Annotated in this window: 25 protein-coding genes and 1 pseudogene; 13 read left to right on the top strand and 13 right to left on the bottom strand. The window is 66.5% G+C overall.

Translation table 11 applies throughout. The annotated features are described in order from the left end of the window. Positions 1-2: 2 nt before the first annotated feature. Positions 3-986, bottom strand: coding sequence for a hypothetical protein (locus ACTXG9_RS08255; RefSeq protein WP_164282788.1), 984 nt, complete (start codon positions 984-986; stop codon positions 3-5). A gap of 137 nt (positions 987-1,123) precedes the next feature. Here ACTXG9_RS08255 and ACTXG9_RS08250 point away from each other — a divergent pair, with 137 nt between their 5' ends. The 3 genes from ACTXG9_RS08250 to ACTXG9_RS08240 all read left to right on the top strand — a co-directional run bounded on the left by ACTXG9_RS08250 (position 1,124) and on the right by ACTXG9_RS08240 (position 3,505). Then, positions 1,124-2,089 carry a DUF2268 domain-containing putative Zn-dependent protease gene (locus tag ACTXG9_RS08250; RefSeq protein ID WP_456115655.1) on the top strand — a complete coding sequence of 322 codons (966 nt, stop codon included), beginning with the start codon at positions 1,124-1,126 and terminating at the stop codon, positions 2,087-2,089. Positions 2,090-2,136: 47 nt separating this feature from the next. Further along, positions 2,137-2,940: an SGNH/GDSL hydrolase family protein gene (locus ACTXG9_RS08245; protein WP_456115656.1), complete on the top strand. Its 804-nt coding sequence runs from the start codon at positions 2,137-2,139 to the stop codon at positions 2,938-2,940. An 88-nt stretch (positions 2,941-3,028) separates the two neighbouring features. Further along, on the top strand, positions 3,029-3,505 hold the full coding sequence (locus ACTXG9_RS08240; RefSeq protein ID WP_146256794.1) for a hypothetical protein: 477 nt from the start codon (positions 3,029-3,031) through the stop codon (positions 3,503-3,505). A 36-nt stretch (positions 3,506-3,541) separates the two neighbouring features. Here ACTXG9_RS08240 and ACTXG9_RS08235 read toward each other — a convergent pair whose 3' ends face one another. Together ACTXG9_RS08235 and ACTXG9_RS08230 are read right to left on the bottom strand one after the other, a co-directional pair. After that, complete coding sequence (locus tag ACTXG9_RS08235) at positions 3,542-4,249, bottom strand: LysR substrate-binding domain-containing protein (RefSeq protein WP_456115683.1); 708 nt, start codon at positions 4,247-4,249, stop codon at positions 3,542-3,544. 15 nt (positions 4,250-4,264) lie between these two features. Then, positions 4,265-4,401 (bottom strand): annotated as a pseudogene (locus ACTXG9_RS08230) (LysR family transcriptional regulator); the annotation flags it as partial. Positions 4,402-4,505: 104 nt separating this feature from the next. On the opposite strand from ACTXG9_RS08230, the gene ACTXG9_RS08225 reads away from it, so the two are divergent. Then, positions 4,506-5,639 (top strand): agmatine deiminase family protein, encoded by a 1,134-nt coding sequence (locus ACTXG9_RS08225; protein WP_206621509.1) that lies wholly within the window; start codon positions 4,506-4,508, stop codon positions 5,637-5,639. A gap of 6 nt (positions 5,640-5,645) precedes the next feature. Here ACTXG9_RS08225 and ACTXG9_RS08220 read toward each other — a convergent pair whose 3' ends face one another. After that, a complete protein-coding gene (locus ACTXG9_RS08220; protein ID WP_005410204.1) occupies positions 5,646-6,191 on the bottom strand; it encodes a thioesterase family protein in 546 nt (181 codons plus the stop codon). A gap of 69 nt (positions 6,192-6,260) precedes the next feature. Between ACTXG9_RS08220 and ACTXG9_RS08215 the strand changes: the two genes are divergently transcribed. From ACTXG9_RS08215 to ACTXG9_RS08205, 3 genes are all read left to right on the top strand, one after another. Beyond that, positions 6,261-6,842 carry a TetR/AcrR family transcriptional regulator gene (locus ACTXG9_RS08215; RefSeq protein WP_206621508.1) on the top strand — a complete coding sequence of 194 codons (582 nt, stop codon included), beginning with the start codon at positions 6,261-6,263 and terminating at the stop codon, positions 6,840-6,842. A 44-nt stretch (positions 6,843-6,886) separates the two neighbouring features. Next, positions 6,887-7,267 carry a VOC family protein gene (locus ACTXG9_RS08210; protein ID WP_206621507.1) on the top strand — a complete coding sequence of 127 codons (381 nt, stop codon included), beginning with the start codon at positions 6,887-6,889 and terminating at the stop codon, positions 7,265-7,267. A 224-nt stretch (positions 7,268-7,491) separates the two neighbouring features. Next, a complete protein-coding gene (locus tag ACTXG9_RS08205; protein WP_206621506.1) occupies positions 7,492-8,010 on the top strand; it encodes a hypothetical protein in 519 nt (172 codons plus the stop codon). 46 nt (positions 8,011-8,056) lie between these two features. Here the strand turns inward: ACTXG9_RS08205 and ACTXG9_RS08200 are convergent, their stop codons facing one another. Continuing rightward, a complete protein-coding gene (locus tag ACTXG9_RS08200; RefSeq protein WP_456115657.1) occupies positions 8,057-10,168 on the bottom strand; it encodes a TonB-dependent receptor family protein in 2,112 nt (703 codons plus the stop codon). 192 nt (positions 10,169-10,360) lie between these two features. Next, positions 10,361-11,797 carry a serine hydrolase domain-containing protein gene (locus tag ACTXG9_RS08195; protein WP_456115658.1) on the bottom strand — a complete coding sequence of 479 codons (1,437 nt, stop codon included), beginning with the start codon at positions 11,795-11,797 and terminating at the stop codon, positions 10,361-10,363. Positions 11,798-12,022: 225 nt separating this feature from the next. Between ACTXG9_RS08195 and ACTXG9_RS08190 the strand changes: the two genes are divergently transcribed. Beyond that, positions 12,023-12,616 (top strand): Imm30 family immunity protein, encoded by a 594-nt coding sequence (locus tag ACTXG9_RS08190; RefSeq protein WP_171954503.1) that lies wholly within the window; start codon positions 12,023-12,025, stop codon positions 12,614-12,616. Between the two features lie 129 nt (positions 12,617-12,745). On the opposite strand, the gene hutU is transcribed toward ACTXG9_RS08190, so the two are convergent. From hutU to hutI, 4 genes are read right to left on the bottom strand one after another with little or no spacing between them, the layout of a single operon-like run. Beyond that, positions 12,746-14,413: a urocanate hydratase gene (hutU, locus tag ACTXG9_RS08185; RefSeq protein ID WP_111150194.1), complete on the bottom strand. Its 1,668-nt coding sequence runs from the start codon at positions 14,411-14,413 to the stop codon at positions 12,746-12,748. Continuing rightward, a complete protein-coding gene (gene hutG / locus ACTXG9_RS08180; protein ID WP_021202763.1) occupies positions 14,410-15,264 on the bottom strand; it encodes an N-formylglutamate deformylase in 855 nt (284 codons plus the stop codon). Before hutG ends, hutU begins: the two co-directional genes overlap by 4 nt. Then, complete coding sequence (hutH, locus tag ACTXG9_RS08175; RefSeq protein ID WP_288041710.1) at positions 15,261-16,802, bottom strand: histidine ammonia-lyase; 1,542 nt, start codon at positions 16,800-16,802, stop codon at positions 15,261-15,263. Before hutH ends, hutG begins: the two co-directional genes overlap by 4 nt. Then, the gene (hutI, locus tag ACTXG9_RS08170) at positions 16,799-18,022 is read right to left on the bottom strand and encodes an imidazolonepropionase (protein ID WP_111098208.1); all 1,224 of its coding nucleotides are present in this window, start codon (positions 18,020-18,022) and stop codon (positions 16,799-16,801) included. Before hutI ends, hutH begins: the two co-directional genes overlap by 4 nt. 67 nt (positions 18,023-18,089) lie before the next feature. Between hutI and ACTXG9_RS08165 the strand changes: the two genes are divergently transcribed. Both ACTXG9_RS08165 and hutC read left to right on the top strand, forming a co-directional pair. Then, on the top strand, positions 18,090-19,460 hold the full coding sequence (locus ACTXG9_RS08165) for a formimidoylglutamate deiminase (protein ID WP_111098179.1): 1,371 nt from the start codon (positions 18,090-18,092) through the stop codon (positions 19,458-19,460). Between the two features lie 28 nt (positions 19,461-19,488). Continuing rightward, positions 19,489-20,217 carry a histidine utilization repressor gene (gene hutC / locus ACTXG9_RS08160; protein ID WP_456115659.1) on the top strand — a complete coding sequence of 243 codons (729 nt, stop codon included), beginning with the start codon at positions 19,489-19,491 and terminating at the stop codon, positions 20,215-20,217. A gap of 99 nt (positions 20,218-20,316) precedes the next feature. Here hutC and ACTXG9_RS08155 read toward each other — a convergent pair whose 3' ends face one another. From ACTXG9_RS08155 to ACTXG9_RS08145, 3 genes are all read right to left on the bottom strand, one after another. Further along, positions 20,317-21,354, bottom strand: a complete 1,038-nt coding sequence (locus tag ACTXG9_RS08155; protein WP_134735918.1) for a restriction endonuclease — start codon at positions 21,352-21,354, stop codon at positions 20,317-20,319. A 236-nt stretch (positions 21,355-21,590) separates the two neighbouring features. After that, the gene (locus ACTXG9_RS08150; RefSeq protein WP_049471412.1) at positions 21,591-22,082 is read right to left on the bottom strand and encodes a phasin family protein; all 492 of its coding nucleotides are present in this window, start codon (positions 22,080-22,082) and stop codon (positions 21,591-21,593) included. Between the two features lie 80 nt (positions 22,083-22,162). Next, positions 22,163-22,438 (bottom strand): polyhydroxyalkanoic acid system family protein, encoded by a 276-nt coding sequence (locus ACTXG9_RS08145; protein ID WP_019660329.1) that lies wholly within the window; start codon positions 22,436-22,438, stop codon positions 22,163-22,165. A gap of 125 nt (positions 22,439-22,563) precedes the next feature. Here ACTXG9_RS08145 and ACTXG9_RS08140 point away from each other — a divergent pair, with 125 nt between their 5' ends. The 3 genes from ACTXG9_RS08140 to pheA all read left to right on the top strand — a co-directional run bounded on the left by ACTXG9_RS08140 (position 22,564) and on the right by pheA (position 25,960). Beyond that, entirely contained in the window at positions 22,564-23,370 is an 807-nt protein-coding gene (locus tag ACTXG9_RS08140) for an FHA domain-containing protein (protein WP_019660328.1), read from the top strand. 253 nt (positions 23,371-23,623) lie between these two features. Beyond that, entirely contained in the window at positions 23,624-24,709 is a 1,086-nt protein-coding gene (gene serC, locus ACTXG9_RS08135; protein WP_180832417.1) for a 3-phosphoserine/phosphohydroxythreonine transaminase, read from the top strand. A 51-nt stretch (positions 24,710-24,760) separates the two neighbouring features. Continuing rightward, on the top strand, positions 24,761-25,960 hold the full coding sequence (gene pheA, locus ACTXG9_RS08130; RefSeq protein WP_019660326.1) for a prephenate dehydratase: 1,200 nt from the start codon (positions 24,761-24,763) through the stop codon (positions 25,958-25,960). The last annotated feature ends 74 nt before the right edge of the window (positions 25,961-26,034 follow it).

The raw sequence follows: 26,034 nt of genomic DNA, 5'->3' as shown, positions 1-26,034 counted from the left end.
GCTCAGGCAAGCGGTAACCGGTCCTGCGCGCGTGACAGCCGGTCATGCAGGTCACGCACATGCTCGGCCTTGGCATGCACCCGGGCGGTGTCGCCGAAGCTGCGCAGGTAGGTGCACGCAGCAAAGCCGGCACTCTTCTTTTCATAGTCGGCAATCCAGGCCAACCGGTCCGGGTTGTTGGCTTGTTCGGCTGACCACGCGGCCACCGGCGGCCGGATGCGATAACGCAGACCGAGGCGCCACGGCTTCGGTGTCAGCCGTGCACGGAAGCAATGCTGCAACCGGCACATGCGCGCGTATAGCGGATCGGTACCCAGCGCCTTGAAGAAATCCTGCGGCAGCGTGTCTTCGGGTGAGAACGTGGCATGCATCGCCAGCACGCGCAGCCCGGCCGGCGTACGGTAGGCACGCAGGTGCCAATCGGGGTGCTGTGCGCTGAAGGCCTCCACGCGCTTCAACGCAAGTCCTTCAACGCCGCCGGCGGCGGCCAGGCGTTGCTTCCGCCGCATCAGCACTGCCGCGTTGACCAGCAGCACTGCCGCCACGCCCAGGACCAGGCCCAGCAGCCAGTGCCAGAGCAGGGTGCCGATGACTGCACCGGCAAGCAGCACGACCGCAGCGACGATCGCCGGTATCACGCAACCGGCTGGTGGCTGCGCATGATCGATGTCGGCAAACAGCACGTCGGGGCTGTTGAGGCACAACGCGCCGTAGCTGTTGCGGGTGATGATGACATCGCCATCGCGCTGCACGATCTGCTCGCGGATTGGCACACCCTCCACGCCATAGTTGCTGCGGATTTCTCGACGCGGCAGCGCCTGGCCGGCGAGGATCGCGTTGAGTGCCTCGTTGGCGCGGCGGTCGGCATGCGCCTGCGCCTCTGCAGGGCCCTCGTCGGACCAGCCGAAGCGGCGCACGACCACCGGCCGGCCACGAAAACGGGCCTGCAGGCGGGCTTCGGCCCAGTACGCGGGAACGATCATCATCGTGCGGTGCTCCATCATCCATGGCAGGTGCCTGAGTGAGTCTGGCACAGCCCCGAAGGGCCTGCATGTGCCCGCTGCGGTGGCCGGGCCGGAGTGATAGATTGCGCGCTCGCATGCACTCCACCAGGGACGGAGCGATGTCCAGTTTCCCGCGTTGCCTGCTTGCCCTGGCCTGTGCCGGGGCGGTCGGCGCGGCGTCGGCGGCTACCCCGCCGGGGCCGCAGATCGTCACCACAGATGCCAGCCGCTTCTACGCGCTCTACGACAGCACCGGTGGCAAGCCCAGCGTTGCCCAGCTGGCCGCTTACCTGGTCGAAGGCAGTCCGGGCCTGGGTGAACTGGCGAAGGCGCGCCGGGTCACGCCCGAACGCATGGCCGAAGCCATTGCCAGCCAGCCCGGGGTGTATGCGCAGGGCCGCAGCTGCCTGGCGGAGCTGCCGGCGGTCAAGCAGCGCCTGGTGCAGGTGTTTGGCAACCTGCAGGCGATCTATCCGCAGGCCGCGTTCCCGCCGGTGACCCTCGCGGTCGGCCGTGGCCGTCCGGTCGGGCTGATCTCGAAAAGCGGGGTGATCATCGGCCTGGAAGCGCTGTGCGCAGCCGATTTCATGAATCCCAATGTGCAGGACCGCTTCGTGCATGTGATCGCACACGAATACGTGCACATCCAGCAGACCGGCCTGATCGACTTCGAGCCGGGTGACCCGCGCGCGACAGTGCTGCGTGTTTCGCTGGGCGAGGGCATCGCCGAGTTCATCGCCGAACTGATTTCCGGCAACGTCGGCAATGGGCGTCACGCGGCCTGGACCCGTGGCCGGGAAGTGCATATCGAAAGCGCGTTCGCGCTGGATCTGGACAGCACCGATCTGTCGCCATGGCTGTACAACTACAAGCCGGGCTCGCAGGAGCCTTACGACCTCGGGTACTGGGTGGGCTACCGCATCGCCAAGGCCTATTACCTGCAGGCCAAGGACAAGCGTGATGCGGTGCGTGCGCTGATCCAGCAGGACAACCCGAAGGCGATCCTCGCTGCCAGCGGCTGGACGCCGGGCATGTGGATGCCGGCGAAAGTCACGGGTGTGGCGGCGCGTACGGCTGCACGCTGAGCACAGGGCGGGGCGTTAGACTGCCACCGTGAACCGGGAGAGTCTCCATGCGTATTCCTGTAGTGCTTGCCGGAACGTTGGCCATCGCCTTCAGCATTGGCTTGACCGTTCCGACCGCGGCTGCTGAAACGGGCGCGGTCAATCCGATGCTGCTCAAGCCCGTAGAGCAGCTGCGCCCTGATGAGATTCGTTTCATGCAGCAGCGCCTGGCTGATTGGCCGCAGCTGCAGCACTATCGTGATGCCAACGCGCGACTGCCCGCGGCGGCGCCGGGCCAGCCACGCGTGGTCTTCTTCGGCGACTCCATCACCGAAGGCTGGGGCAGGGAAGGCAGCGCGGCTTTCTTCCCCGGCAAGGGCTGGCTCAACCGCGGTATCAGCGGCCAGACCACGGCACAGATGCTGGTGCGCTTCCCGCAAGACGTGCTGGCGCTGAAGCCACAGGTGGTGGTGATCCTGGCCGGTACCAACGATATTGCAGGCAACACCGGTCCATCCACGCAGGCGATGATCGAAGACAACCTGCACGCGATGGTGGACCTGGCCCGCGCACATGGCATCGCCGTGGTGCTGGCATCGGTGCTGCCGGTCAGCGATTACCCATGGATGCCCGGGATCGCGCCTGCGCCCAAGGTGCGTGCGCTGAACACGGCGTTGAAGCGCCATGCCGATGCACAGCAGCTGGTCTATCTGGACTACTACACGCCGATGGCCAATGCCGCCGGAGGACTCGATCCGCAGCTGGCCGAGGATGGCGTGCATCCCACGGCGAAGGGCTATGCGGTGATGGCGCCGTTGGCCGAGGCGGCGATTGGCCGAGCTCTCAAGGACATGAATGCTGGAGCACGATAGTCAGGCTGGAACGTCAGACACTGACGCATACGCCGCAATGGCTGGCGCTTGTTTGCTGCAGAATGGCTGATTTGGATCGGGAGGGACGATGGGTGCTGTTTCGCTCACGGTAGTAGAGATTGTGGCGCGCGCAATTTTCAAGCGCGCACCGTCGTTGGTTACCGAAATCTACTCCACACCGGGCGAGACCCTCCAGCGATTCGGTAGCGCAGAGGATCTATGCAGCTACGCGGAATTGCTCCGGCAGGTAAAAGGAGGAGCGGTTTTTGTCGGAGTGAGATATCCCGATATGGACGGTGACGTCACCATCCGAGAATTTGAGCTGACCAAGGGGCCAGATCGCGGGAAGATGCGCTCGAGCGTTGCAGGATGGGGGCTAATACACGTTTTTCTGCCGGTGAATCAAGACGCCAGTAGCTTGGCAAGTATCTATCGCATGTCCGAACGCGGCGCCTTCGCCAGAGAGCGCGGTGGAATCGATCTTCCTCCCGTGAGGGATTGGAATTGGAAAGCGGTTGAATCGCACTCGCGCAGATTGAAGCGTGTTCTGAAGGATGCAATCTAAAGTCGCGTGAAGTCTGTGCTTACAGGTGGCGGGGTACTACTTGAGCGACATTGTTGCCAGCAGCCACTCACAGAAACTGATCACCAGCGGATCGGCTGCGCTGTCCTCATGCACCAGCCAGCTCCAGCGCGGGCCGCGCACGCGCGCCTCATCCAACGGCAGCAGCAGCCCTTGCTCGCAGGCGCGTGCCGCCAGCAGCTCACTGACCAGCGCGATGCCCAGCCCTTGGCATGCGGCATCCAGCAGCTGCCCGGGCTCGGAGAAATTCATGCCCTCGCGGCGCTGGCCGACATCGGCGCCCCCCTGCACCTGCCACTGGCTCCAGTCCATTTCGCGCTCGCCATGCAGGGTGAGGCGTTCGTGCACAGGCGTGGCGAGCAGGGCCGGATGGCAGGCCGGAAAGAGGCGATCCTGCAGCAGCACGCGATGCTGGCACTGCGCCTGTGAGTCGAGGTCATCGCGTACCGCCACGTCCAGCGTCTGCGTGGTCATATCCGGTGCCTCCTCGCTGGTCAGCAGCCACAGGTCGGCGTCGGGATGCAGGCGGTGGAAGCTGGCCAGGCGCGGCACCAGCCAATGCCGGGCAAAGGCTGGACTGGTGTTGACGATCAGTTGATTCGGCTTGCAGTACTGATCGAGCCGGCGGATGCCGCTGGCCAGCTGCCGCAGCAGGGACTGGGTGGTTTCCAGCAGGTCGATGCCGGCGTCGGTGAGGGTGACGCTGCGGCCCTGCCGGAAGAACAACGGCTGCTGCAGCGAGGCTTCCAGGCCCCGGATCTGCTGGCTGATGGCCGACTGGTCAGATGCAGTTCCTCGGCCGCCCTGTGGAAACTACCCAGGCGGGCGGCGGCCTCGAAACCACGCAGCGCGTTCAGCGGTGGCCAATGCTTCAGCATTTCAGATAAGTAAAACTGTTCAATTGATGGCTGAATCTATCGTTTGTTCTTATCGATACGCAAGCGCAGCATAGGTCCATCCCACACCGGCCCTGGAGCCCGTCATGAGCAGCCGTCGTCGCTTCCTCACCCAGCTGGCGGGCGCCGCTGGCCTTGGCGGCCTGGCCGCCCTCGGGCTGGCGGGGCTGCCGACGCGCGTATCCGCAGCGGGGCCGGGTGCGGGTATCTGGCGCATGCCGGACGAGCACGGGCCGCAGGAACGCGTTTTCCTGGCCTTCGCCGCGCAACCGCGGGTGTGGGGCGCGCAGGCCGATGCGGTGAACACCGCCGTGGCACGCCTGGCCCGCACCATCGCCCGCCACCAGCCCGTTAGTGTGCTGTGCCGGCCGGCGCAGCGGAAGCAGGCGCAGGACCGCTGCGGCCGCGACAACATCGAGTTCCTCGAGGTGCCGCTGGATGACATCTGGGTGCGCGATTACGGCGGTTGCTTCGTCACCGATGGCCAGGGCGGACTGGGGCTGGTCGACTTCAACTTCAATGGCTGGGGCGGCAAGCAGAGCGCGCGCAACGATGGTGCGGTGGCACCGTGGCTGGCGCAGGTGACCGGTGCCACGCTGCTGGAAAGCGATCTGGTGGGCGAGGGTGGCGGCATCGAAGTCGATGGCCATGGCACGGCCATCCTCACCGAAAGCTGCTGGGTGAACCGCAATCGCAATCCCGGCTGGTCGCGCGCGGATATCGAGGCCGAGCTGATGCACCACCTCGGCCTGCGCAAGGTGATCTGGCTGCCCGGCATCGCCGGCGAGGACATCACTGACGCACACGTGGATTTCTATGCGCGCTTCGTGCGTCCGGGCGTGGTGATCGCCAATCTGGACGACGATCCGCAGTCCTACGACTACGATCTGACCCGCGAGCACCTGGAGATTCTGCGCGTCGCCACCGATGCCGATGGCCGTCGTCTGCAGGTGCACACGCTGCCGCCGCCGCTGGACGGGCGCGACAACGTGCATACCCGCGACAACGATGATCTGGCGATGGGCTACATCAACTACCTGCCGATCAACGGCGCGGTGGTCGCGCCGCAGTTCGGTGACGACGCAGCCGATGGCTACTGCCGTGAACTACTGGAAGACATGTATCCCGGTCGTGTGATCGAACAGGTGGACATCGATGCGATCGCCGGTGGCGGTGGCGGCATCCATTGCGTGACCAAGAACATGCCGAAGGTAGGCTGAGGTGCCTCAGGCGTCGTCCTGCTTCAACGCCGCATCGGCCGCCAGCAGCGCCTCGGCGGCTGCACTGAGCGGCGGCGACGGCGGGGCAACCACACCGATCGCTTCCATCATCTTCGGCATGCCCAGGAACTGGCGCGCGCGACGGTCGTAGATGCCGGTGACCAGCAGCGCACGGGTGGCGATCTTCTGCTCGGGCCCGATCAGCACGCGCTGCTCCATGATGCCGCGCGAGCCGATCCAGCCGACCAGGCGTGTTTCCAGGGTGAAGCGCTGGAACGGCTTCAGTTCACGGCGGAACTGGATGGTGCCAGCGCCGACGATCGGTGCCCACTTCTCGCGCAGCGCCACCCGGCCCAGGCCCATGCGCAGGATCAGGTCCAGCCGGCCCAGATCGAAGATGTTCCAGTAGCGGCCGTTGGTCATGTGCAGGTTGCTGTCCAGGTCGTTGGGCAGTACCCGGAACTGCAGCCGTGAGACCCCGAACGGGGCCTCCAGCTTGGGCCGGAACAGGCTGCAAAGCAGTAGATGGAGCAGGCGGAACCAGAGATTCATGGCTATGACGACTGTTATAGAACGGCCGGTACGCTAATCTATGACGACTGTCTTAGCAAGGCGATCGCCGTGAGTCCACGACCCTCTGATGCCCCGCAACGGGTGATTGATGCCGCAGCACTGATGCTGGCGCGGGTAGGCCTCAATGCCACCAGCATCCGTGAGGTGACCAAGCTGGCCGAGGCGCCGTTGGGCTCCACCTACCACCATTTTCCTGGCGGCAAGCAGGAGCTTCTGGCGCGCGCCACCTACATGGCTGGCGACAAGGTGGAGGCGCTTCTCGTCGAGCTGTTGAAGGGAGGGGCGGTGCAGGGCCTGCAGCAGTTCCTGGCAATGTGGCGCGAGCGCCTGCTGCGCTCCGGGTTCCGGGCGGGCTGTCCGGTACTGGCCGCTGCCGTGGAGGAGCCGGTGGAGGCAGTGCCGAGCCAGCCCCGTGCAGCAGCTGCTGAAGTGTTCGCACGTTGGCAGGGGCATCTGGCCGCAGCCTTCATTGCCGACGGCCACCAACCTGCTGTGGCGGATGGGTTGGCCAGCCTGGTGATCGCCAGCGTGGAAGGCGCCGTGGCGATGTGCCGCGCACTGCAGGACATCGCCCCGTTCGACCAGGTCGCAGCGCAGTTGCTGAAGGCCGCCGCGCCACCTGAGCGCTAGAATGCACCCGAACGCACGACTGCGTGCCCGGCAAGGATGTCTGCATGTTGCACCACCTTTCCCTCGGCGTCCGTGACCTCGACGCCGCAGGCCGCTTTTACGATGCCGCACTCGCCGCACTCGGGTACCGCCGGGTGTTCGAGGACGAGACCGCGATCGGCTATGGGGTGGCCGATGATGAAGACGCGTTCTGCCTGAAGCTGCGTGATGACGCCGCAGCGCCGGGCCCCGGTTTCCACGTGGCGTTCGCTGCGGTGTCCGCAGCGGCCGTGGATGCGTTCCACGCAGCAGCCATGGCCAACGGAGGCGCTGACAATGGAGCGCCCGGACTGCGCCCCGATTACGGTGACTCCTACTATGCGGCGTTCGTGGTCGACCCCGAGGGCCATCGCATCGAGGCGGTGACCAAGGCGCGGCCGGCGTGAAGCAGCCGGGCATTCCGGCGCCAGCCCGCTGAAGTTGCCAATCGCATGCCGTAGCGCGTCATGGCCCATACCAGGCCGGCGATCGGCCAGCGCCCGTCCGCCCCTGGTACTCCCCAAGCCGTAGAGGCACGCGCAGTTTTCGATCCTGCCCGACTCTGCGCTATTATCCGCCGGGGGCCTCGGAACGTGGCCCGGCTTCAACCAACCCCGACAAGGACAAGCGCATGGATGTCGCTGCACGCAGGAACAGGACGTTGTTTCGTTGGATCATGGTGACGCTGCTGGCGGTACTGATGCCGTTTGCAGCGCTGGCGCAGCCCGCAGCCGGGCAGGCCGATGGCGCCGAAGCCGCCACTGCCACGGAAGAGGCGCAATGCCGCGCCTGCAGCTATGAACGCATCGGGCCCAAAGTCGATATCGGGCTGGTTGCATTAGTGTCGCTGCTGGTGGTGGGTCTGCTGATCGCAGCGTCGCGGGAATGGGGCAGCACGTCGCAGCGCTGGACCTGCCGCACGCTGGCTCTGTTGCTGGTGGGCATCGGCCTGGCGTTGTTGTGGTGGGCTGGCAGCGTCGTCTACCTGGGCTACAACCCGTGGCAGGAAATGGCCGCCCCCGTCGGTGGCTCGCTCACCTCGACACTGCTCACTACCTCACCGAAGTGGCTGGCGGCGCTGGTGTTGATTGGTTTCGCGCCTTCCATCTGGAAGCGCAGCGAACGCCTGCCGGCCTGGCGTATCGGCTGACCCTGGAACGACGGCGCCGGGTCAGACCCGGCGCCGCCTGCGGCCATCAGTCAAAGCGCCAGCGCACGCCCGCATAGACGCCACGGCCTTCGCCTGGCGTCGAGCGCGCGACATCCTTGCCGGCGTCGTCGTAGCCCGGCGTGACCGTGGCCGCGTAGTGGCGGTTGCCGATGTTGCGCATCTCCGCCCAGGCCTGCCAGCGACCACCGGGTGCCTCGTAGCCGATGCGGCTGCCGAAGATCACGTGGCTATCGGCCCAGTAGCTGTTGGCGTAGTCCACCGCGATGCGCGAGGCGTATTCGCTGTTCAGCGCGGCGTACAGGCCGGAGGCATGATCGAAGCGCAGCTCGGCCTGGTAGCTGTGGCGCGGCAGGCCCGGCAGGCGGTTGCTGCCGAAGCGCGCATCGTGGCGGTAACCGAAATCACTGAAGGTGTACGCCTGGCGCAACGACAGGCGCCCCGGCGCGGCCCGCCACAGTGTGCTGTCCAATCCGGCTTCGATGCCACGGTGCACGGTGGGGCTGGCGTTGTTCTCTGCGATGAACAGGTTCGGTACCGGCTGCAGCTCCACGCTCAACAATTCATGGTTCACGTGGGCGTAGTAGCCGGTCAGTTCCCAGCGACCCAGCGCCGCGTCACCGCGCGCGCCCAGTTCCAGCGTGGTGGCGGTCTGGTTCTGCATCGGCACCGGCGCGCGCTGGCGGCCGGTAGACGGGCCATTGCCCGGCCCGAAGTACTGGTTCGAGCCCCAGATCATCGACCACGGGTGCGGCGCCTCCACCGAGCGGCTGAGGTTGCCGAACCACTGCGTCTGCGCGCTGTGCTGCCAGGTGAAGCCCAGTCGCGGCGCGTAGTCCCAGTCGTGGTCGCGCAGGCGGCCGCCGCTGCTCGGCCAGGTCACCTGCACGTCGCGGCGGGTGCTGATCAGTGCCAGCCCGGTCTGCATGCGCAGGCGGTCGTTGAAGGTGAGGGTATTGCCGACGTGCAGCGTGCTGTCGGTGCCGTGGTGGCGGAAGTCACGCGTGCGCGTACCGGCGGCATAGCCGTTGCTGGCAAAGCGCAGCGACTCGCGCACATCGGCGTCCAGATCGTGGGTGACGCGCAGACCGATCGTGGTTTGGCTGTCCAGGCCGAACAGCCGGTGGCGGTGGTGGTAGTCCAGCGTGGCGTTGAGGTTGGCGTAGTCCAGCTGCTGGCGGTACAGGCTCTCGTTCAAGTCCATCGGGTACGTGTGGTAGACCAGCCCGGCCTGCAGCGAAGAATCCTCGTCGATCTGCAGCGTGGTGACATTGCCCACCCAGGTACTGCCCGGCTGCGGGCGGCGCGCATCGATGGCCAGGTTGGCCGCGTTTGCCGCATGCGGATCGTTGCGGATCTGATCGCGGGTCAAGCGACCGGGCGTTTCGTGATTGGTTTCGCGGTAGCGCACGAAGAAACGTGTCTGCAGGTCGGGCGTGATCTGCCAGCCGATGTTGGCCATCGCGCCCTTGCCGTCGCCGCGCGCATGGCGCTGATAACCATCGAACTCGGTATCGGTGTAAGCCAGGAAGTAGTCGACATCACCACTGGCGCCGCCCCAACTGATGCCGCGCTTCTGGTAGCCACGGCTGCCGGCTTCGTAGTGCAGCTGCACGCCCGCCGAATCACGTCCGCTGCGGCTGACGTAGTCGATGGCGCCGCCCAACGCGAGCGCGCCGCGTTCGAAGCCGTTGGCGCCGCGGAGCACTTCCACGCGCGACAACCACAGCGGTTCCAGCAGCTCGTAGGGCGTGCCGCCCGGGCCGGTCAGTGGCAGGCCGTCGATCGACACCGCAATGCCTGAGGCATGCGCGCCGGGGCCCCGGTTGATGCCCGAACCGCGGATCGAGATCCTGGTGCCCTCGTTGCCCGGCGACTGCGCGCTGATGCCGGGCTGGTAGGCCAGCACATCGGCGCTGCTGGAAAGGCGGCTGTCGGCCTTGGCCACGTCGATGACGTTGCTGGCGCCGGGTACACGCTTCAGCGCCTCGCGCGCCTGCGCGGTGGCATCACCAACAGCGGTGACCTGCACCGCATCCAGCGTGGTGGCCTGCGGGGCTGCAGCGGCAGTGGAGGCGAGGCCAAGGGAAACGGCCAGAGACAGCAGCGAGGGGATGGGGCGGTACGACGAGAGCGACATGCGGAAATGCTGTAAACCACAAAAGTGGTGCGAAAGTTAACAGGTCGGCGGCGTCACGTCACCCATCGGCGGCGTATGGCCGCCCGCCGCGTTCCTGTAGAGCCGAGCCCGCGCTCGGCTAATCGCGCAGCGCCGGTTGTCTGCCATCGCGACGAAGAGCAGCCGAGCATGGGCTCGGCTCTACAGCAGGGTTTATGGCGAGGGTTTCGTCAGCGTCTTCGACTTTGCGTAGAACTGATCAGCTGCTTCCTTCTCGCCCAATGCCGCATGACACTCGGCCAGGCTGTCCCACACATTGGCCGAATCCGGATACAGCTCGGTGTTGAGGGCGAATACCTTCAACGCCCTGCGTGCACCAAGGCTCTCGCGGATGGCATAGCCACTGGCGTTGATCGCACGTTCCAGCTCGCTGCCCGTCACCCGGTTGTCATCGCGCAACCAGCTGCGTATCGCCTGGGCAGCGCCTGCGTCATCGTCCAGCGCATACGCGATCAGCCGCTCGGACAGTACCGCATGCGGAAACTCCTGCGGCGCGGCCACCGCCATCGTGCTTTCCACCAGCGTGCTCGACCAGACATTGCGGGCGCTGCCGTTGGTCAGGTAAACGAATACCCAGTAGCCGCTGGCCAGCGTGCCCTTGTAGGCCAATCGCGTACGTACACGGGTGCCGCCATCATGGCCGACCTGGGTGTAGCCGTCACTGCGGGTGGTGTCCCAGCCGGTGGAGAAGAAATTGCTGCCGCCACCGCTCAGTTTCTGCGGCTGCCAGAGTTCTTCCAAGGTCGCCGTGCGCACCAGCTTGCCGGTGGCCAGTGCCTGCAGGAAGCGGTTCATGTCGCCCACGGTGGTCTGCAGGTCGGCATGGCCCCAGCCGTAGTCCGGCCAAGGGTCTTCATTGGCCGACTGCAGTTGGCCGTCCTTGCCGATGTACGGCACCGCCGCGCGCGTGGCTGGCACGCTGGTGACACCCCACGAGGTGCTGGCCATCTTCAAAGGCTGCAGGATGCGTTCGCGTGCGATGGCCGGGTAGGGCTTGCGATAGTGCGCTTCCAGCAACGCCGTCAGCACCAGGTAGTTCGCCTGGGTGTACTGCACGCGGCTGCCGGTGGCGAACTGCATCGGCGCCGCGCCGGCCACCTTCAGTGCAGCGGCAAGATCAGGCGCCACACCGGTGTAGCCCTTGCTGACCCAGCGGTTCTCCACCCGGTCGTAGTACTCGCCGATACCCGAGCTATGGTTGAGGAAGTCGCGCACGTGGATTGCCTGCCATGCAGTCGGCAGGTCCGGAACATAGCGGCTTGCCGGCGCCTCCAGATCCACCTTGCCCTGATCGACCAATTGCATCACCAGCGTGCTGGTCAGCAACTTGCCCATCGACTGCGCGGCGAAGATGGAATCGACGGCGGCAGGTGTGTGCGTAGCGCGATCACTTTCGCCGCTGGCGCCCTGGTACAGCACCTGGTCGTTGTGTGCGACCAGCACCGCCTGGCCGGCAATGCCGTAGCACTCGCGGTTGACCTGCAGTTGGGTGTCGAGCTGATTGGAAAGATCGCCGGGGGACTCATGCGCCGAAGCGATCGGAGCGGCCAAGAGGGCGCAGCGCAATGCAGCAGCAAGGGTGCGGTACATCGCGATGATCCATCAGCGGTGATGGCGCATGTTGATCAGCGGCGGTCGACGGGTCAAGCGGAGGCGGGCGCCTATGTGAATGCGTGAATTTCCAATGGCCTGTCGTAAACAGCTCTTCGCGACTGATGAGGCACCAGATATAAGAGTGCCTCAGCCCACACCGACGCGATAGTCTTAAGCGGGTTTAGACGACTCCACCCATGCGGCGATGCTTCAGGCGCTGGCTTGAGCATCGATTCGATCGATGCCCGGCGGCGTTTCACTCCAGCACCAGAGTTGTCTTGGTGCGCGCGTACAATCGAATGCCACTCCATTGATGGACAGGTGCAAGCAGTGCCAACTGCCACCAACGACGCTTTGATCAAGAGCCAACTTCTGGACGAGCTGTTGCGGGCTTCGCAAATGCTCACTTCAGAAGAGGTTGCGGTATTTGACCGGACGGTTCAGGCGCTATCAGGTCTGGGGTTCTCCAGTCGGGAGCTGGAAGTTCTCTTCTCGATGTTCGCCGATGACACTCCGCATCATGAAGTCATGTGGGGCCTTCTTCATCTTGTCGAGGCAAGTGACGGCGACAGCATGGTTTCCGCGCTTGTCCAATCAGCTCCGCACATGCGTCGCGTGGCACCAGAATGGTTGGAGACTTTCATCTGCAGATTGCTTAATAGTGATCTACACAGAAATGTGTTGATTGCTTATCTGAAGAGCATGGCCTCGACGAAGGGTGCAGCAGAAGTCGTCTCCTTGATCAAAGCGCTGAAGGATGATGCGTCGGACAGTATTCGAGCAAGGGCATCGGTGGTCGCCTCGGCATTGATGTAGCGGAGTGAGCGCCGACCTAGGTCGGCATCTACCAGAGCGTCCCAGCACCAGAAAGGGGCAGACGGCGGCCGGCGGCACGGACAATGCATGGGCGGTGCCGGCCAGCGGCCGGCACTACCCAGAACTTGATCAGCCGAGGATTCCCGGCAGATCCAGTCCCTTCTCCTTCGCGCAGTCGATCGCGATTTCATAGCCCGCATCGGCATGGCGCATCACGCCGGTGGCCGGGTCGTTCCACAGCACGCGGCCAATCCGCTTGGCCGCCGCCTCGGTGCCGTCGCAGACGATCACCATGCCGGCATGCTGCGAGAAGCCCATGCCCACGCCACCGCCGTGGTGCAGCGACACCCAGGTCGCGCCGCTGGCGGTGTTGAGCAGGGCGTTCAGCAGCGGCCAGTCGGACACCGCATCGGAGCCGTCCGCCATTGCTTCGGTTTCGCGGTTCGGTGAAGCGACGCTGCCACTGTCCAGGTGGTCACGGCCGATCACCACCGGCGCCTTCAGTTCGCCGTTGGCCACCATTTCGTTGAAGGCCAGGCCGAGTCGATCACGATCACCCAGGCCGACCCAGCAGATGCGTGCCGGCAGGCCCTGGAACTTGATCTTTTCGGCGGCCATGTCCAGCCAGCGGTGCAGGTGCGGGTTGTCCGGAATCAGCTCCTTCACCTTGGCATCGGTCTTGGCAATGTCTTCCGGGTCGCCACTCAGTGCCGCCCAGCGGAACGGGCCGATGCCGCGGCAGAACAGCGGGCGGATGTAGGCCGGCACGAAACCCGGGAAATCGAAGGCATTGGCCACACCTTCTTCCAGCGCCATCTGCCGCAGGTTGTTGCCGTAGTCCACGGTCGGCACGCCCAGCGCGTGGAAGCCGAGCATGGCGCGGATGTGGTTGGCCATCGAGGCACGCGCAGCCTTTTCCACTTCCTTGGGGGCGGAGACACGCTTTTCATCCCACTGCTCGACCGTCCAGCCCTGCGGCAGGTAGCCGTTCACCGGGTCATGCGCGGAGGTCTGGTCGGTCAGCAGGTCCGGCTTCACGCCGCGCTTGAGCAGTTCAGCCAGCACGTCGGCGACGTTGCCGAGCAGGCCCACCGACTTCGGCGTACCGGCCTTGCACGACTCGTCGATCAGGCGCAGGGCTTCGTCCAGATTGTCGGTCCAGGTATCCAGATAGCCGGTGCGCAGGCGCATGTCGATGCTGCTCTTGCGGCACTCGACGGCCAGGCAGGAGGCGCCGGCCATCACGGCAGCCAGCGGCTGTGCACCACCCATGCCGCCGAGGCCACCGGTGAACAGCCACTTCCCGGTCAGGTCGCCGCCGAAATGCTGGCGCCCCATTTCCACGAAGGTCTCGTAGGTGCCCTGCACGATGCCCTGCGCACCGATGTAGATCCAGCTGCCGGCGGTCATCTGGCCGTACATGGCCAGGCCCTTCTTATCCAGCTCGTTGAAGTGGTCCCAGTTGGCCCAGCGCGGCACCAGGTTGGAATTGGCGATCAGCACGCGCGGTGCATCGGCGTGGGTGCGGAACACGCCCACCGGCTTGCCGGACTGCACCAGCAGAGTCTGGTCGTCGTCCAGGCGCTTGAGCGTTTCGACGATGGCATCGAAGCTCTCCCAGTCACGCGCGGCGCGGCCGATGCCGCCGTACACCACCAGCTCCTGCGGCCGCTCGGCCACGTCCGGGTGCAGGTTGTTCATCAGCATGCGCAACGGCGCTTCGGTCAGCCAGCTCTTGGCGTTCAGCGTGGTGCCGGTCGGCGCGGCGATGGTGCGGGACGGGTCGTTGCGGGTCATGCGGCGCTCCGGTTCGTAGCGAATTCAAGGCAGGCGTTGAGCACCTGCGCCAGGGTGTGGCGCAGTGGTGCGGCGTGGTCGGGGTCGAGCGGGGTGGGCCAGCTGTGTTCGTCCACCTGGTCCGGCAGGGGTTCGTGCATGTAGCCGCGGCAGGCAAGTTCCATCTGCAGGCTGTGCACGCCGCCGGCGATGTTGCTGTAGTGGCGGGTGATCCAGCCGCCCTTGAAGCGGCCGTTGCGCACCTGGCTCATGCCGCTGATCTTCAGCAGGTTTTCCACAACATCGCTCAAGGCGTTGTCGCAGGACGTGTCGGGTGCGCCGGACGGCCCGGCGGTACCGAGGTTGAACTGCGGCAGCTCGCCATCGAACAGGTGCGGAATATGCGAGCGGATCGAATGCGCGTCGTACACCACCACCGTACCGTGCTGCGCGCGCAGGCGGGTGATCTGTGCGGCCAGCGCATCGTGGTAGGGCAGGAAATATGTGTCGCGGCGCCGCGCGATCTCGGCGTCATCCGGCTCGCGGCCCGCGTGGTACAGCGGCTGGTTGTCGAAGGTGGTCAGCGGGCACAGGCCGGTGGTGTTCTGGCCCGGGTACAGCGACACACCGCTGGGATCGCGGTTGAGGTCGATCACCGAACGTGAGATCGCCGAGCGCACCGTGGTCGCGCCCATGCCGCGCACGAAGTCGTACAGCTCGTGCACCCACCAGTCGGCATCGCGGCGCGCCAGCCACGGCGAGTGGTAGTCGCCGATCAGGTCGTGCGGCAGCTCGCTGCCGGTATGCGGGAAGCTGACGATGAGGGGGGCGTCGCCTTCGTGCACCGTCAGCCATTCGGGACGGGTATTCATGCGTGGGGTTCCACGGTTGGCAGCAGGTCGGTCAGGCCCTGCGCCAGCGCGCCACTGCGCACCAGATTCGTGGCGGTCACCATGTCCGGATGGAAGTAGCGGTCTTCTTCCAGCGTCGGCACCTGCGCGCGCAGGGTGGCGCGCACGGTTTCCAGCGCGGCACTGGAGCGCAGCGGCGCATGGAAGTCGCAGCCCTGCGCCGCGGCCAGCAGTTCGATGCCGATCACGTTGGCCGCGTTCTCGGCCATCTGCATCAGGCGCCGCGCACCGTGCGCGGCCATCGACACGTGGTCTTCCTGGTTGGCCGAGGTCGGGATCGAATCAACACTGGCCGGGTAGGCGCGCTGCTTGTTCTCTGAGACCAGCGCGGCGGCGGTCACCTGCGGAATCATGAAGCCGGAATTCAGGCCCGGGCGCGGGGTCAGGAACGCCGGCAGGCCGGACAGCGCCGGGTCCACCAGCATCGCCAGGCGGCGCTCGCTGATCGAACCGATCTCGCACACCGCCATCGCCAGCATGTCGGCGGCGAAGGCTACCGGCTCGGCGTGGAAGTTGCCACCGGACAACGCTTCGCCGGTATCGGTGAACACCAGTGGATTGTCGGACACGCCGTTGGCTTCGATTTCCAGCGTGGTCGCGGCCTGGCGCAGGATATCCAGCGCCGCCCCCATCACCTGCGGCTGGCAGCGCAGGCAGTACGGGTCCTGCACGCGCACGTCGTTGTCGCGGTGCGATTCGCGGATGCCTGAGCCGTGCATCAGCGTGCGCAGGGTGGCGGCGGTGGCGATCTGCCCGCGCTGGCCACGGATGGCATGGATGCGCGGATCGAACGGCGTGTCCGAACCCTTGGCCGCTTCCACCGACAACGCGCCGGTGACCAATGCCGCCTGGAACACGGTTTCGATTTCGAACAGGCCGGCCAGCGCATAGGCGGTGGAGAACTGGGTGCCGTTGAGCAGCGCCAGGCCTTCCTTCGCGCCCAGTTCGATCGGCTGCAGGCCAGCACGCGCCAGCGCGTCGGTTGCGGGCAGGCGTTCGTCACCGATGTAGGCTTCGCCCACGCCCAGCATCACGCTGGCCAAGTGCGAAAGCGGTGCCAGATCGCCGGAAGCACCCACCGAGCCTTGTGCCGGCACCACGGGCAACACGCCCTTGACCAGCATCGCTTCGAGCAGCAGCAGGGTTTCCTCGCGAATGCCCGATGCGCCTTGCGCCAGGCTGACCAGCTTCAGCGCCATCATCAACCGCACCACGTTGGCCGGCATCGGTTCGCCCACGCCAGCAGCGTGCGAGAGCACGATATTGCGCTGCAGGGTGGCCAGGTCTTCGCGCTCGATGCGCACGCTGGCCAGCTTGCCGAAGCCGGTGTTGATGCCATACACCGGCGCACCCTTGGCGACGATGGCGGCGACTGCAGCAGCACTGGCGCGCACTACCGGCAGCGCGGCCGGATCCAGTGCAAGCGGTGCACCGCGATAGACCTGCCGCCACTGGGCGAGAGTGACATGGCCGGGGCGAAGAACCAGGGTGTTGCTCATGTGTTGCTCCAGGAGGCAGGCAGGTCGGGCTGCCCGCGCACCACGCGCGCGTGCAGCGGGTTGAATCCAATGCGATAGACCAGGTCGGCGGGGGCGTCGATGTCCCAGATCGCCAGGTCGCAGTCCATGCCGACGGCCAGGCGGCCGATACGCTCGCCATGGCCCAGTGCGCGCGCCGCTTCACGGGTGAAGCCGGCGATGCACTCATCCACGGTCAGGCGGAACAGGGTCGCGCCCATGTTCATCGCCAGGAGCGGGCTGGTCAGCGGCGAGGTGCCGGGGTTGCTGTCGGTGGCCAGCGCCAGCGGCACGCCGGCCGCGCGCAATGCAGCGATCGGCGGCAGGGTGGTATCGCGGGTGAAGTAGAAGGCACCGGGCAACAGCACGGCGACGGTGCCGGCGGCGGCCATCGCGGCGATGCCGGCATCGTCCAGATGTTCGATATGGTCGGCCGAGAGAGCACCGAAGCTGGCCGCCAGTTCAGCACCATGCTGGTTGCTCAGCTGCTCGGCATGGATCTTCACCGCCAGCCCGTTCGCGCGCGCCGCTTCGAAGACCTGCCGCGCCTGCGCCGGCGAGAAGGCGATGTTTTCGCAGAACACATCCACCGCTTCGGCCAGGCCTTCCGCGGCGATGGCCGGAATCATCACGTCGCACACCTCGTCGATGTACTCCTGTGCTTCGCGGCCCGGCGGAATTGCGTGCGCGCCGAGGAAGGTGGTCACCACGTTGACCCGGCATTCCTCACCCAATGCACGCGCCACCTGCAGCTGCTTGCGTTCGTCGGGCAAGGTCAGGCCGTAGCCGGACTTGATCTCGATCGTGGTCACGCCTTCGGCACGCATCGCCAGCAGGCGCGGCCGGCTTTCGCAGGCCAGCTGTTCCGGCGTCGCGGCGCGGGTGGCGCGCACAGTGGAGACGATGCCGCCGCCGGCACGGGCGATGTCGGCATAGCTGACGCCCTGCAGACGCTGCTCGAATTCGTTGGCGCGGTTGCCGGCGTAGACCAGGTGGGTGTGGCAGTCGATCAGGCCGGGCGAAATCCAGCGGCCTTCGCCATCGATGCGGGTGGTGGGCTTCAGGTGGGCGTCGCTGCCGGCCGGGCCAACGTGGACGATGCGGCCGTCGGCGCAGGCCAGTACGCCATCGCGGATGACACCCAGGCCGTCGCCGTCGAGGGTGATCAGGTGGACGTTGGACCAGAGGGTATCGACGTGCATGGCATCCACAACGCGGCTGTGCTTATATGTCTATACAATATAGGCGTCCATTTCGGGTTGTCCAGCCATGTTCGATTCGCGTTCCCCGCACAGTTTCCATGCTGCCCACGCCTTGCTGGCCGAGGGCTGGGCCCGCGATGTCCGCCTGCAGGTGCAGGACGGCCGCGTCACGGCGATCCACACGGGGCAGGGCGCCCAGCACGACGACACCCGCGTCGGCATCCTGGTGCCCGGCCTGCCCAACCTGCACAGCCATGCCTTCCAGCGTGGCATGGCCGGCCTGACCGAGATCGGCGGCGGTGACGGTGACAGCTTCTGGAGCTGGCGCGAGCTGATGTACCGCTTCCTGGCCCACCTGCGACCGGACGCGGTGCAGGCCATCGCCGCCCAGGCCTACATGGAAATGCTCGAAAGCGGCTTTACCCGCGTCGGTGAATTCCACTACCTGCACCACGACGCCGATGGTCGCGCCTATGCCAACCGCGCCGAGATGAGTGCACGGATCGCGGCGGCAGCCGAGCAGACCGGCATCGGCCTGACCCTGCTGCCGGTGTTCTATGCGCATGCCGATTTCGGCGGGGCGGCGCCGAATCCAGCGCAGCGGCGCCTGATCCACGACGTGGAGGGTTTCGCGCAGCTGCTGGAGGCCGCCAAGCCGGCATTGGCCGCGCTGCCCGACGCGGTGCTCGGCATCGCACCGCACAGCCTGCGTGCGGTCACCGGCGAGGAACTGAGTGCGTTGCTGCCGCTAACCGACGGCCCGGTGCACATCCATATCGCCGAGCAGGTGCGCGAAGTGGAGGCCTGCCTGGCCTGGAGCGGCCAGCGCCCGGTGCAGTGGCTGTACAACCATGCGCCGGTGGATGCGCGCTGGTGCCTGGTGCATGCCACCCACATCACCGATGACGAGCGCGCGGCCATTGTGGCCAGCCAGGCCGTGGCCGGCCTGTGCCCGATCACCGAGGCCAACCTGGGCGACGGGCTGTTCCCGATGCAGGCATTCGCGCGCGAGGGCGGACGCTTCGGCGTCGGCTCCGATTCCAATGTGCTGATCGATGCGGCCGAAGAACTGCGCCTGCTTGAATACGGCCAGCGGCTGACCCTGCGCGGTCGCAACGTGCTGGCGCCGGATGCCACCCGCAGCACCGGTCGCTTCCTGTTCGAAGGCGCACTGCACGGTGGTGCACAGGTGCTGGGCGTGCCCGCTGGCCTGCAGGTGGGCGCCAGTGCCGACCTGGTCGAACTGGATGCCGGGCACCCCGCGCTGCAGGCGCGACAGGATGACGCATGGCTTGACAGCTGGGTGTTCGCCGCACGTAATGGCGCGCTGCGATCGGTCTGGCGCCATGGCCGCCAATGCGTGGCCGAGGGCCGCCACCTGCAGCGCGAGGCGATCACCACCGCCTTCGCCGCCGCCCTGCGCGGCGTGCTGGGCTGATCGCCTCCCGCTACCGAGACCCCATTACGTGAAGGCCAGCAAGTCCGCCACGCTCAACCAGCGTATCCGCAGCGATCTGGAAAGCCGCATCCTCAGTGGAGAGTGGGCGCCGGGCTTCCGGATTCCATACGAGCACGAGCTGATGGAGCAGTACGGCTGCTCGCGGATGACCGTGAACAAGGTGCTGACTGCACTGGCCGAGAGCGGCATGATCGAGCGCCGCCGTCGCGCCGGTTCATTCGTGGCGCGGCAGCCGCCGCACCTGGAACAGGTGGCGCTGGAGATTCCCGATATCGCGATGGAGGTGGGCTCGCGCGGCCATCAGTACGCCTATCGCCTGCTGCAACGGGAACTGCGCCTGGCCGATCCCGGCAATGCTGGTGAAGTCGAGCTGGCTGGGCAGGAGAACCTGCTGGCGATGCGTTGCCTGCACCTGGCCGATGGCCGTCCGCTGGCACTTGAGCATCGCCTGATCAGCCCGGTGGGGGTGCCCGAGGTGCTGGAGGTCGATTTCAGTACCACCGCGCCGGGCAGCTGGCTGCTGCAGAACGTGTCGTGGACCCGTGCCCAGCACCGCATCAGTGCCTGGGGCGCGGATACCGCCACCGCCAGGCTGCTCGATGTGAAGCCCGGCACAGCCTGTCTGGTGATCGAGCGGCTGACCTGGCGCGGTGAACAGCCGATCACCCGCGTGCGCCAGGTGTTCCTGGGGGATGCCTGGGACCTGGTCGCGCGCTTCGCGCCGGGGGCTCGGTAGGGCGTATCCACGCATGTCGTGCAACACTGAATCCCGGTTGGGATTACGTGATGCGTGAGAACCTTCGGTCGATCCACGCCATGCGTGGATGCTGCCCCATCAATACGTAGCGCACTGCCGCCAGCGCACCGGCTCGTCCACACCGGGGCGGGCATTGAGCTGGATGCGCACGTTGCGCAGGGCGGGGTAGTGCAGCACTTCCTCGCAGACCAGCGGCCACACCGCGTCCAGTTCGCCGGTGCGGTTGATCGCCAGCGTCTGCCGGGTCAGCCAGACACCGCTGGCGATGCCGGGCTTGCCAGCCAGGGCGCGGGCCAGATCGGCCTGGTAGCGATCCAGGGTGGCCGCATCCGGGTTGGGATTGCTGCGTGGGTCGGCCGCCGGCGCGGCCACACCCTGCGGCGACGAGGTCGCGGTGGCGGGCGTGCTCGGGGATGCTCCGGGGGCAGGTGCAGCGGTAGCGGCCGGAGCAGGGGCCGGCGCTGGCACTGGCGCTGGCGCTGGCACTACCGATGCGTCGGCAGTGGGTGCGGCGTCGTCCACGCGCAGGCCCTGCAGGCCCAGGCCGACCAGCAGCCCCAGCGTGATTGATCCCAGGCCGGCGATGGCGATGCGGCGCAGGGCTTCATGGCGGGCAGTGGCGCGCACACGCATTTCAATGTCACCCGGCAGGTAGGGCTGCAGCAGCGGCCACAGGCGCGGGCCGTCCAGTACCTCGACCGCCTGCTTCTCGGCAGCTGCCCGGCCATCGCGCTCAATCCGGCCTTCCGTGAGCAGCACGCCACCTTTCGCACCGGCCAGGCGCGCGGCCGCCCCCAGTTCGTTCACTGCGGCAGTGCCGATACGGTAGGCCAGGCCGTGCTTGCATGACACCAGCCACTGGTTGGGACCGTCGCTGAGCAGGAAGTCGCTGCTCGGCTCGCGGGCATCTTCGGCCGGATCGACCAGCTCGCGCAGGCCACGCTGCTCGCGCAGCATGCGCTTGACGAGTACCGAAAATTCTCGCCAGTGCATCCCCGCCAGGGCCTGCAGGCCAAGTTGCATCTCCTTCTGCCGCCGCTTGATCCACCACAGATAGACAACAGCCAGGGAACAGGTAAGCAGGGCCGACAGCAGGGCCAGGATCCAGGGGAGCATGCAGGAGTAGGGCGGAAGGGGCGAAAGCGGAGAACGACAGTGTAAAGGTCGCGGTACCTGGCCGGGTCAGGAGGTTCCTGACAGGAAGCGTGATGGAACGCCCAGTTCGGAATACAGCAGGCACGAAAAACCCGCCAATCCTGAAGCCGTGAGGGGAGGGAACAAACGGCAGCCGAAGCGATTGGCGGGTTGCTCGCGATTGTCAATCAAAGTTTATTGCATTGCAACAATTGCGCTCAGGGAATGCTGTCCGGCGACTGATGGCTGCCCGGTGCAGGGGCGTCGGTACCCGACGCTGCCCGGTTTTCCAGCCTGGCCAGGCGCGCGTGCAGGGCATCGATGCGGGCTTCGAGCGCCGTCACTTCGTCGGCGGTGGGTACATGCAACCGCTTGAGCACGCCCTGCACTTGGTCATCAAAGGCCTTCTCGACCTTGTTCCAGGTGCCCGAGGCCTTCTCGCGGGCTTCGTCCAGCGAGCTCTCGACGTTATCACGCCAGCCCGGGCCCTGTTCGCTGCTGCGCTCACGGCGGCGGGCTTCCCAGGCTTCGCCTTCCTTCACCAGGCCGTCAAAGAAGCGGCTGCCTTCGGCCTGTGCACGGCCGAGAGCGCCAAGACCGGCCAGCCACACCTGCTGCGCCGAGTCACTCAGCTTGCGCGAAAAGCGCTCGGCCTGGTCACCGAAAGAGGCGTCGTCGTTGCGGCGGTCGTCGTTCTCGTAGTGGTTCATCGCAGTTCCCGTGGGAGTTGGGCCTGCCCCGAGAGTAGCGCGCCGTGGCGTTGCACGGCCGTGATGGCCGCGGCTGGGGTTCAGCCCAGCTTTTCCTTCAGAACGCGCTGTATCTCGCCTTCGACCATGCCCTTCATCGCCGACAGCAGGAAGCCCAGCTTGGCCGTCACGCGCACGGCGCCTGGTTGCAGTTCGATCGCGCCGTCCACGCCGCTGCCGGAGAAGTTCAGTACATCGGCGGTCCACGACGACTTCAGGCCGAAGCGCTCGGACAGCTTGGCGGCGACCTGCTCGATCGCGGCGCGCGCCTGCGCGTCGGGCAGGCCGTGGGCGTGGCGGACATCGATGGTGGACATGCAGGCTCCTGGCGCAGGGCGGGGATGATCAATGAGGGCGAGCATTGTGCGCATCGAGGGCCTCCGCGCCAAGCACTCATCCTGGGTTCTTCTTCGTTGGCGACCAACCTGCTAGGCTGCGCCGCGTGCAGAACCTGCTTGTTCACTTCAGCCAACAACAACAGCCCGACCAGCCGCTGCGGCCCGGGGTGCAACGCATCGTGCGCCAGGCCAACGGCAGTGTGCGGCTCGGCGATGCCGGCCATGGTGCCCTGTTGCTGGCGCAGTTCTGCCTGGATGATCGCGGCCTGTGGCTGCAGGTCGGCAACGGGATCCGCGGCATTCATGTGAACGGTCGACCGGTGCGGCGCATGGCGCTGCTGCGTGCGGGCGATGCGGTGTATGTGGACGGCGTGGAGATGGTCCTGCAAGGTGAAGTCGAGAGCCTGCTGCAGGCGCCTGCGCCGAAGAACGAGGAAGGCAGCGACGAGCAGCAGCGGCTGTTGCGCGGAGTTGGCGGCCTGCACCACGGCCGCAGCTTCACCCTGTCGCGGGCCCGCCTGATCGGCCGCGGCGGCGACGCTGACATCGCTATTGACGATCCGGCCTTCGCAGAACGACACGCCCGCGTGGAAGTGCATGGTGATCGCGTGCTGCTGCGCGATCTGGGCAGTGCCGACGGCACCTGCGTCAATGGCGTGGCCGTGCGCCATTGCTGGCTGCAGGCCGGCGACCAGGTGGTGTTTGATGGCCAGCACCGGTTTGTGCTGGAAGTGCCGCATGACCCGCGCCGGCGCCCGCTGCCGGATGAAGACGAGTCCAGCCAGGACGCCGAGCAGGCGCCGGTGCTGCCGGCCGTGCCGCGCAAGGTCCGGCGCTGGCCGTGGCTGCTGGTCAGTGCGCTGCTGCTGGCCGCGCTGCTCAGCCTGCTGCTCTGGTTCGGCGCGCGCTGACCCCGTATCCGCCGGGCATGGCCCGACGCTACCCACGTGGCGTGTGTCCACCCGCTTCCGGTAGGTGCCGACCTTGGTCGGCACGCTCCTTCGGCGGGAATGACGGCTGACGGCGTACGCCGACCAAGGTCGGCGACTACCGGCGCCATGCGGGCGGCCAATGGATTCCAATGAAACCAAATTTCCCTTGCGCCACAAGGCCGCAAGGCTGGTGCACTGCGGCATACTAGGGGTCTTGCCCCACAGGTGTGACATGACGCGCGCGTTCAACTTCAGTGCCGGCCCTGCGACCTTGCCGGAATCGGTCCTGCGCCAGGCGCAGGCGGAAATGCTGGACTGGCACGGGTCCGGTGCTTCGATCGTGGAAATGAGCCATCGCGGCGCGGAATTCATGTCCGTGGCCGCCGAGGCCGAAGCCGATCTGCGTCGCCTGCTCGACATCCCCGACGACTATGCGGTGCTGTTCCTGTCCGGTGGTGCCACCACCCAGCAGGCGTTGATCCCGCTCAATTTCGCCGCCCCGGGCCAGCGTGCCGACTACGTGGTCAGTGGCCACTGGGGCAAGACCGCGGTCAAGCAGGCCAGTGTCTACGTCGACGTCAACATCGCCGCCAGCAGCGAGGCCGATGGCTATCGCACGCTGCCGCCGCGCGCCGGCTGGCGGCTCTCGCCGGATGCCGCCTATGTGCACGTCACCGCCAACGAGACCATCCACGGCGTCGAGTTCCGTGATGTGCCCGATACCGGCAACGTTCCGCTGATCGCCGACTTCAGCTCGTCCATCGCCAGCGAGCCGCTGGACGTGCGCCGCTACGGCGTGATCTATGCCGGTGCCCAGAAGAACCTGGGCCCGGTCGGCATCGCGGTGATGATCATCCGCCGCGACCTGCTCGAGCGCAGTGGCCAGCCGCGCGCGGACATCTTCGATTACCGTTCGCATGTCGCCCGCGATTCGATGCTCAACACCCCGCCGACCTGGAACTGGTACCTGGCCAGCCTGGTGTTCAAGTGGATGCTGGCCGAGGGCGGCGTGGCCGAGTTCGCCAGGCGCAATGCCGCCAAGGCCGCGCTGGTGTACAGAGCCATCGACGGCTCCGGCGGCTTCTACCGCAATGAAGTTGCACATGCGGCCCGTTCGCGGATGAACATCCCGTTCTTCCTGCCCAACGCCGGTCTCGATGCCCGCTTCGTGGCCGAGGCCAAGGCGGCCGGCCTGCTGGCGCTGAAGGGCCACAAGGTCGTCGGTGGCATCCGTGCCTCGCTGTACAACGCCATGCCGCTGGCCGGGGCCGAGGCGCTGGTCGCCTTCATGGCCGATTTCCAGCAGCGTCACGGCTGAGCAATGAACGGCGCGCACCGTCGGGTGCGGGCCCCGCAACAAGGAATTCCGATGGCAAGCAGCAAATCCAGCAAGAAGGCGCCGAAGAAGGCCGAACCGGCCAAGGACAGCGCGCCCGCCAAGGCGAAGGGCAAGGCCAAGGCCGCCTCGAACCCGGCACCCACCCTGGCGCCGCTGGCGCTGGCCGATGTGCGCTCGAAGATCGACCAGATCGACCGCGACATCCAGAGCCTGATCGCCGAGCGCGCGCGCTTCGCCCATCAGGTCGGCAAGGCCAAGGGCAAGCTCGCCGCCGCCGTCGACTACTACCGCCCCGAGCGCGAAGCGCAGGTGCTGCGCATGGTGGTGGATCGCAACGAAGGCCCGCTCAGCGATGAGCTGCTGGTGCACGTCTACCGCGAGATCATGTCGGCCTGCCTGGCCCAGCAGGAGCCGCTGAAGATCGGTTACCTCGGCCCGGAAGGTACTTTCAGCCAGCAGGCCGTGCTCAAGCACTTTGGCCGCTCCGCGCTGGGCCTGCCGATGGCCAGCATCGAGGAAGTGTTCCAGGAAGTGGAAGCGGGCAACGCCGATTTCGGCGTGGTGCCGGTGGAGAACTCGGGGCAGGGCACCATCCAGATCACCCTGGACATGTTCCTGACCTCCAACCTGAAGATCTGCGGCGAAGTGGAACTGCGCGTGCAGCAGTACCTGATGTCGCGCAGCGGCCGCATCGAGGACATCGAGCGCATCTACGCACATCCGCAGTCGTTCATGCAGACCTCGGCGTGGCTGCGCGCCAACCTGCCGAAGGCCGAGAAGATTCCGGTGTCGAGCAACGCCGAGGGTGCGCGCCGTGCGCGCAACGCCGACGACGCGGCGGCCATCGGCGGCGAGAGTGCCGGCCACGTGTACGGCCTGAAGAAGGTGGTCACCAAGCCGATCCAGAACGATGCCGACAACACCACCCGCTTCCTGGTGGTGGGCCGCAACATCTTCCCGACCTCCGGCCACGACCGCACCTCGGTGCTGGTGTTCATCCATGACAAGCCCGGTGCGCTGTTCGACGTGCTCAGCCCGTTCGCCCGCCACGGCATCAGCATGAACCGCATCGAGTCGCGGCCGTCGCACCATGGCAAGTGGGAGTACGGCTTCTTCATCGACCTGGCCGGCCACATCGACGACGCGCCGATGCAGGCGGCGCTGGCCGAACTTGAAGCGCACTCGGCGCAGATCAAGGTGCTGGGCTCCTATCCTGTGGCCGTGCCCTGAGTGCTGCTGGGGCGGCCCCGGCCGCCACCCCCTGATGCATCGCCGGCGGGCTGCCGGCGTTTACGGAATTATCG

Source organism: Stenotrophomonas maltophilia group sp. LNF247 (assembly GCF_054083135.1).
Note: the sequence above shows the minus strand (reverse complement) of the source record. Positions and strands in the feature narration are given on the sequence as shown.

Bases quoted from the DNA above. Each gene is read 5' to 3' on its own strand.
- ACTXG9_RS08195 (WP_456115658.1), bottom strand. From the start codon at position 11,797: ATGTACCGCACCCTTGCTGCTGCATTGCGCTGCGCCCTCTTGGCCGCT.
- ACTXG9_RS08220 (WP_005410204.1), bottom strand. From the start codon at position 6,191: ATGAATCTCTGGTTCCGCCTGCTCCATCTACTGCTTTGCAGCCTGTTC.
- ACTXG9_RS08150 (WP_049471412.1), bottom strand. From the start codon at position 22,082: ATGAACCACTACGAGAACGACGACCGCCGCAACGACGACGCCTCTTTC.
- ACTXG9_RS08200 (WP_456115657.1), bottom strand. From the start codon at position 10,168: ATGTCGCTCTCGTCGTACCGCCCCATCCCCTCGCTGCTGTCTCTGGCC.
- ACTXG9_RS08250 (WP_456115655.1), top strand. From the start codon at position 1,124: ATGTCCAGTTTCCCGCGTTGCCTGCTTGCCCTGGCCTGTGCCGGGGCG.
- pheA (WP_019660326.1), top strand. From the start codon at position 24,761: ATGGCAAGCAGCAAATCCAGCAAGAAGGCGCCGAAGAAGGCCGAACCG.
- ACTXG9_RS08255 (WP_164282788.1), bottom strand. From the start codon at position 986: ATGATGATCGTTCCCGCGTACTGGGCCGAAGCCCGCCTGCAGGCCCGT.
- ACTXG9_RS08145 (WP_019660329.1), bottom strand. From the start codon at position 22,438: ATGTCCACCATCGATGTCCGCCACGCCCACGGCCTGCCCGACGCGCAG.
- ACTXG9_RS08245 (WP_456115656.1), top strand. From the start codon at position 2,137: ATGCGTATTCCTGTAGTGCTTGCCGGAACGTTGGCCATCGCCTTCAGC.
- serC (WP_180832417.1), top strand. From the start codon at position 23,624: ATGACGCGCGCGTTCAACTTCAGTGCCGGCCCTGCGACCTTGCCGGAA.
- hutU (WP_111150194.1), bottom strand. From the start codon at position 14,413: ATGACCCGCAACGACCCGTCCCGCACCATCGCCGCGCCGACCGGCACC.
- hutI (WP_111098208.1), bottom strand. From the start codon at position 18,022: ATGCACGTCGATACCCTCTGGTCCAACGTCCACCTGATCACCCTCGAC.
- ACTXG9_RS08210 (WP_206621507.1), top strand. From the start codon at position 6,887: ATGTTGCACCACCTTTCCCTCGGCGTCCGTGACCTCGACGCCGCAGGC.
- hutG (WP_021202763.1), bottom strand. From the start codon at position 15,264: ATGAATACCCGTCCCGAATGGCTGACGGTGCACGAAGGCGACGCCCCC.
- ACTXG9_RS08240 (WP_146256794.1), top strand. From the start codon at position 3,029: ATGGGTGCTGTTTCGCTCACGGTAGTAGAGATTGTGGCGCGCGCAATT.
- ACTXG9_RS08225 (WP_206621509.1), top strand. From the start codon at position 4,506: ATGAGCAGCCGTCGTCGCTTCCTCACCCAGCTGGCGGGCGCCGCTGGC.
- hutH (WP_288041710.1), bottom strand. From the start codon at position 16,802: ATGAGCAACACCCTGGTTCTTCGCCCCGGCCATGTCACTCTCGCCCAG.
- ACTXG9_RS08165 (WP_111098179.1), top strand. From the start codon at position 18,090: ATGTTCGATTCGCGTTCCCCGCACAGTTTCCATGCTGCCCACGCCTTG.
- ACTXG9_RS08205 (WP_206621506.1), top strand. From the start codon at position 7,492: ATGGATGTCGCTGCACGCAGGAACAGGACGTTGTTTCGTTGGATCATG.
- ACTXG9_RS08155 (WP_134735918.1), bottom strand. From the start codon at position 21,354: ATGCTCCCCTGGATCCTGGCCCTGCTGTCGGCCCTGCTTACCTGTTCC.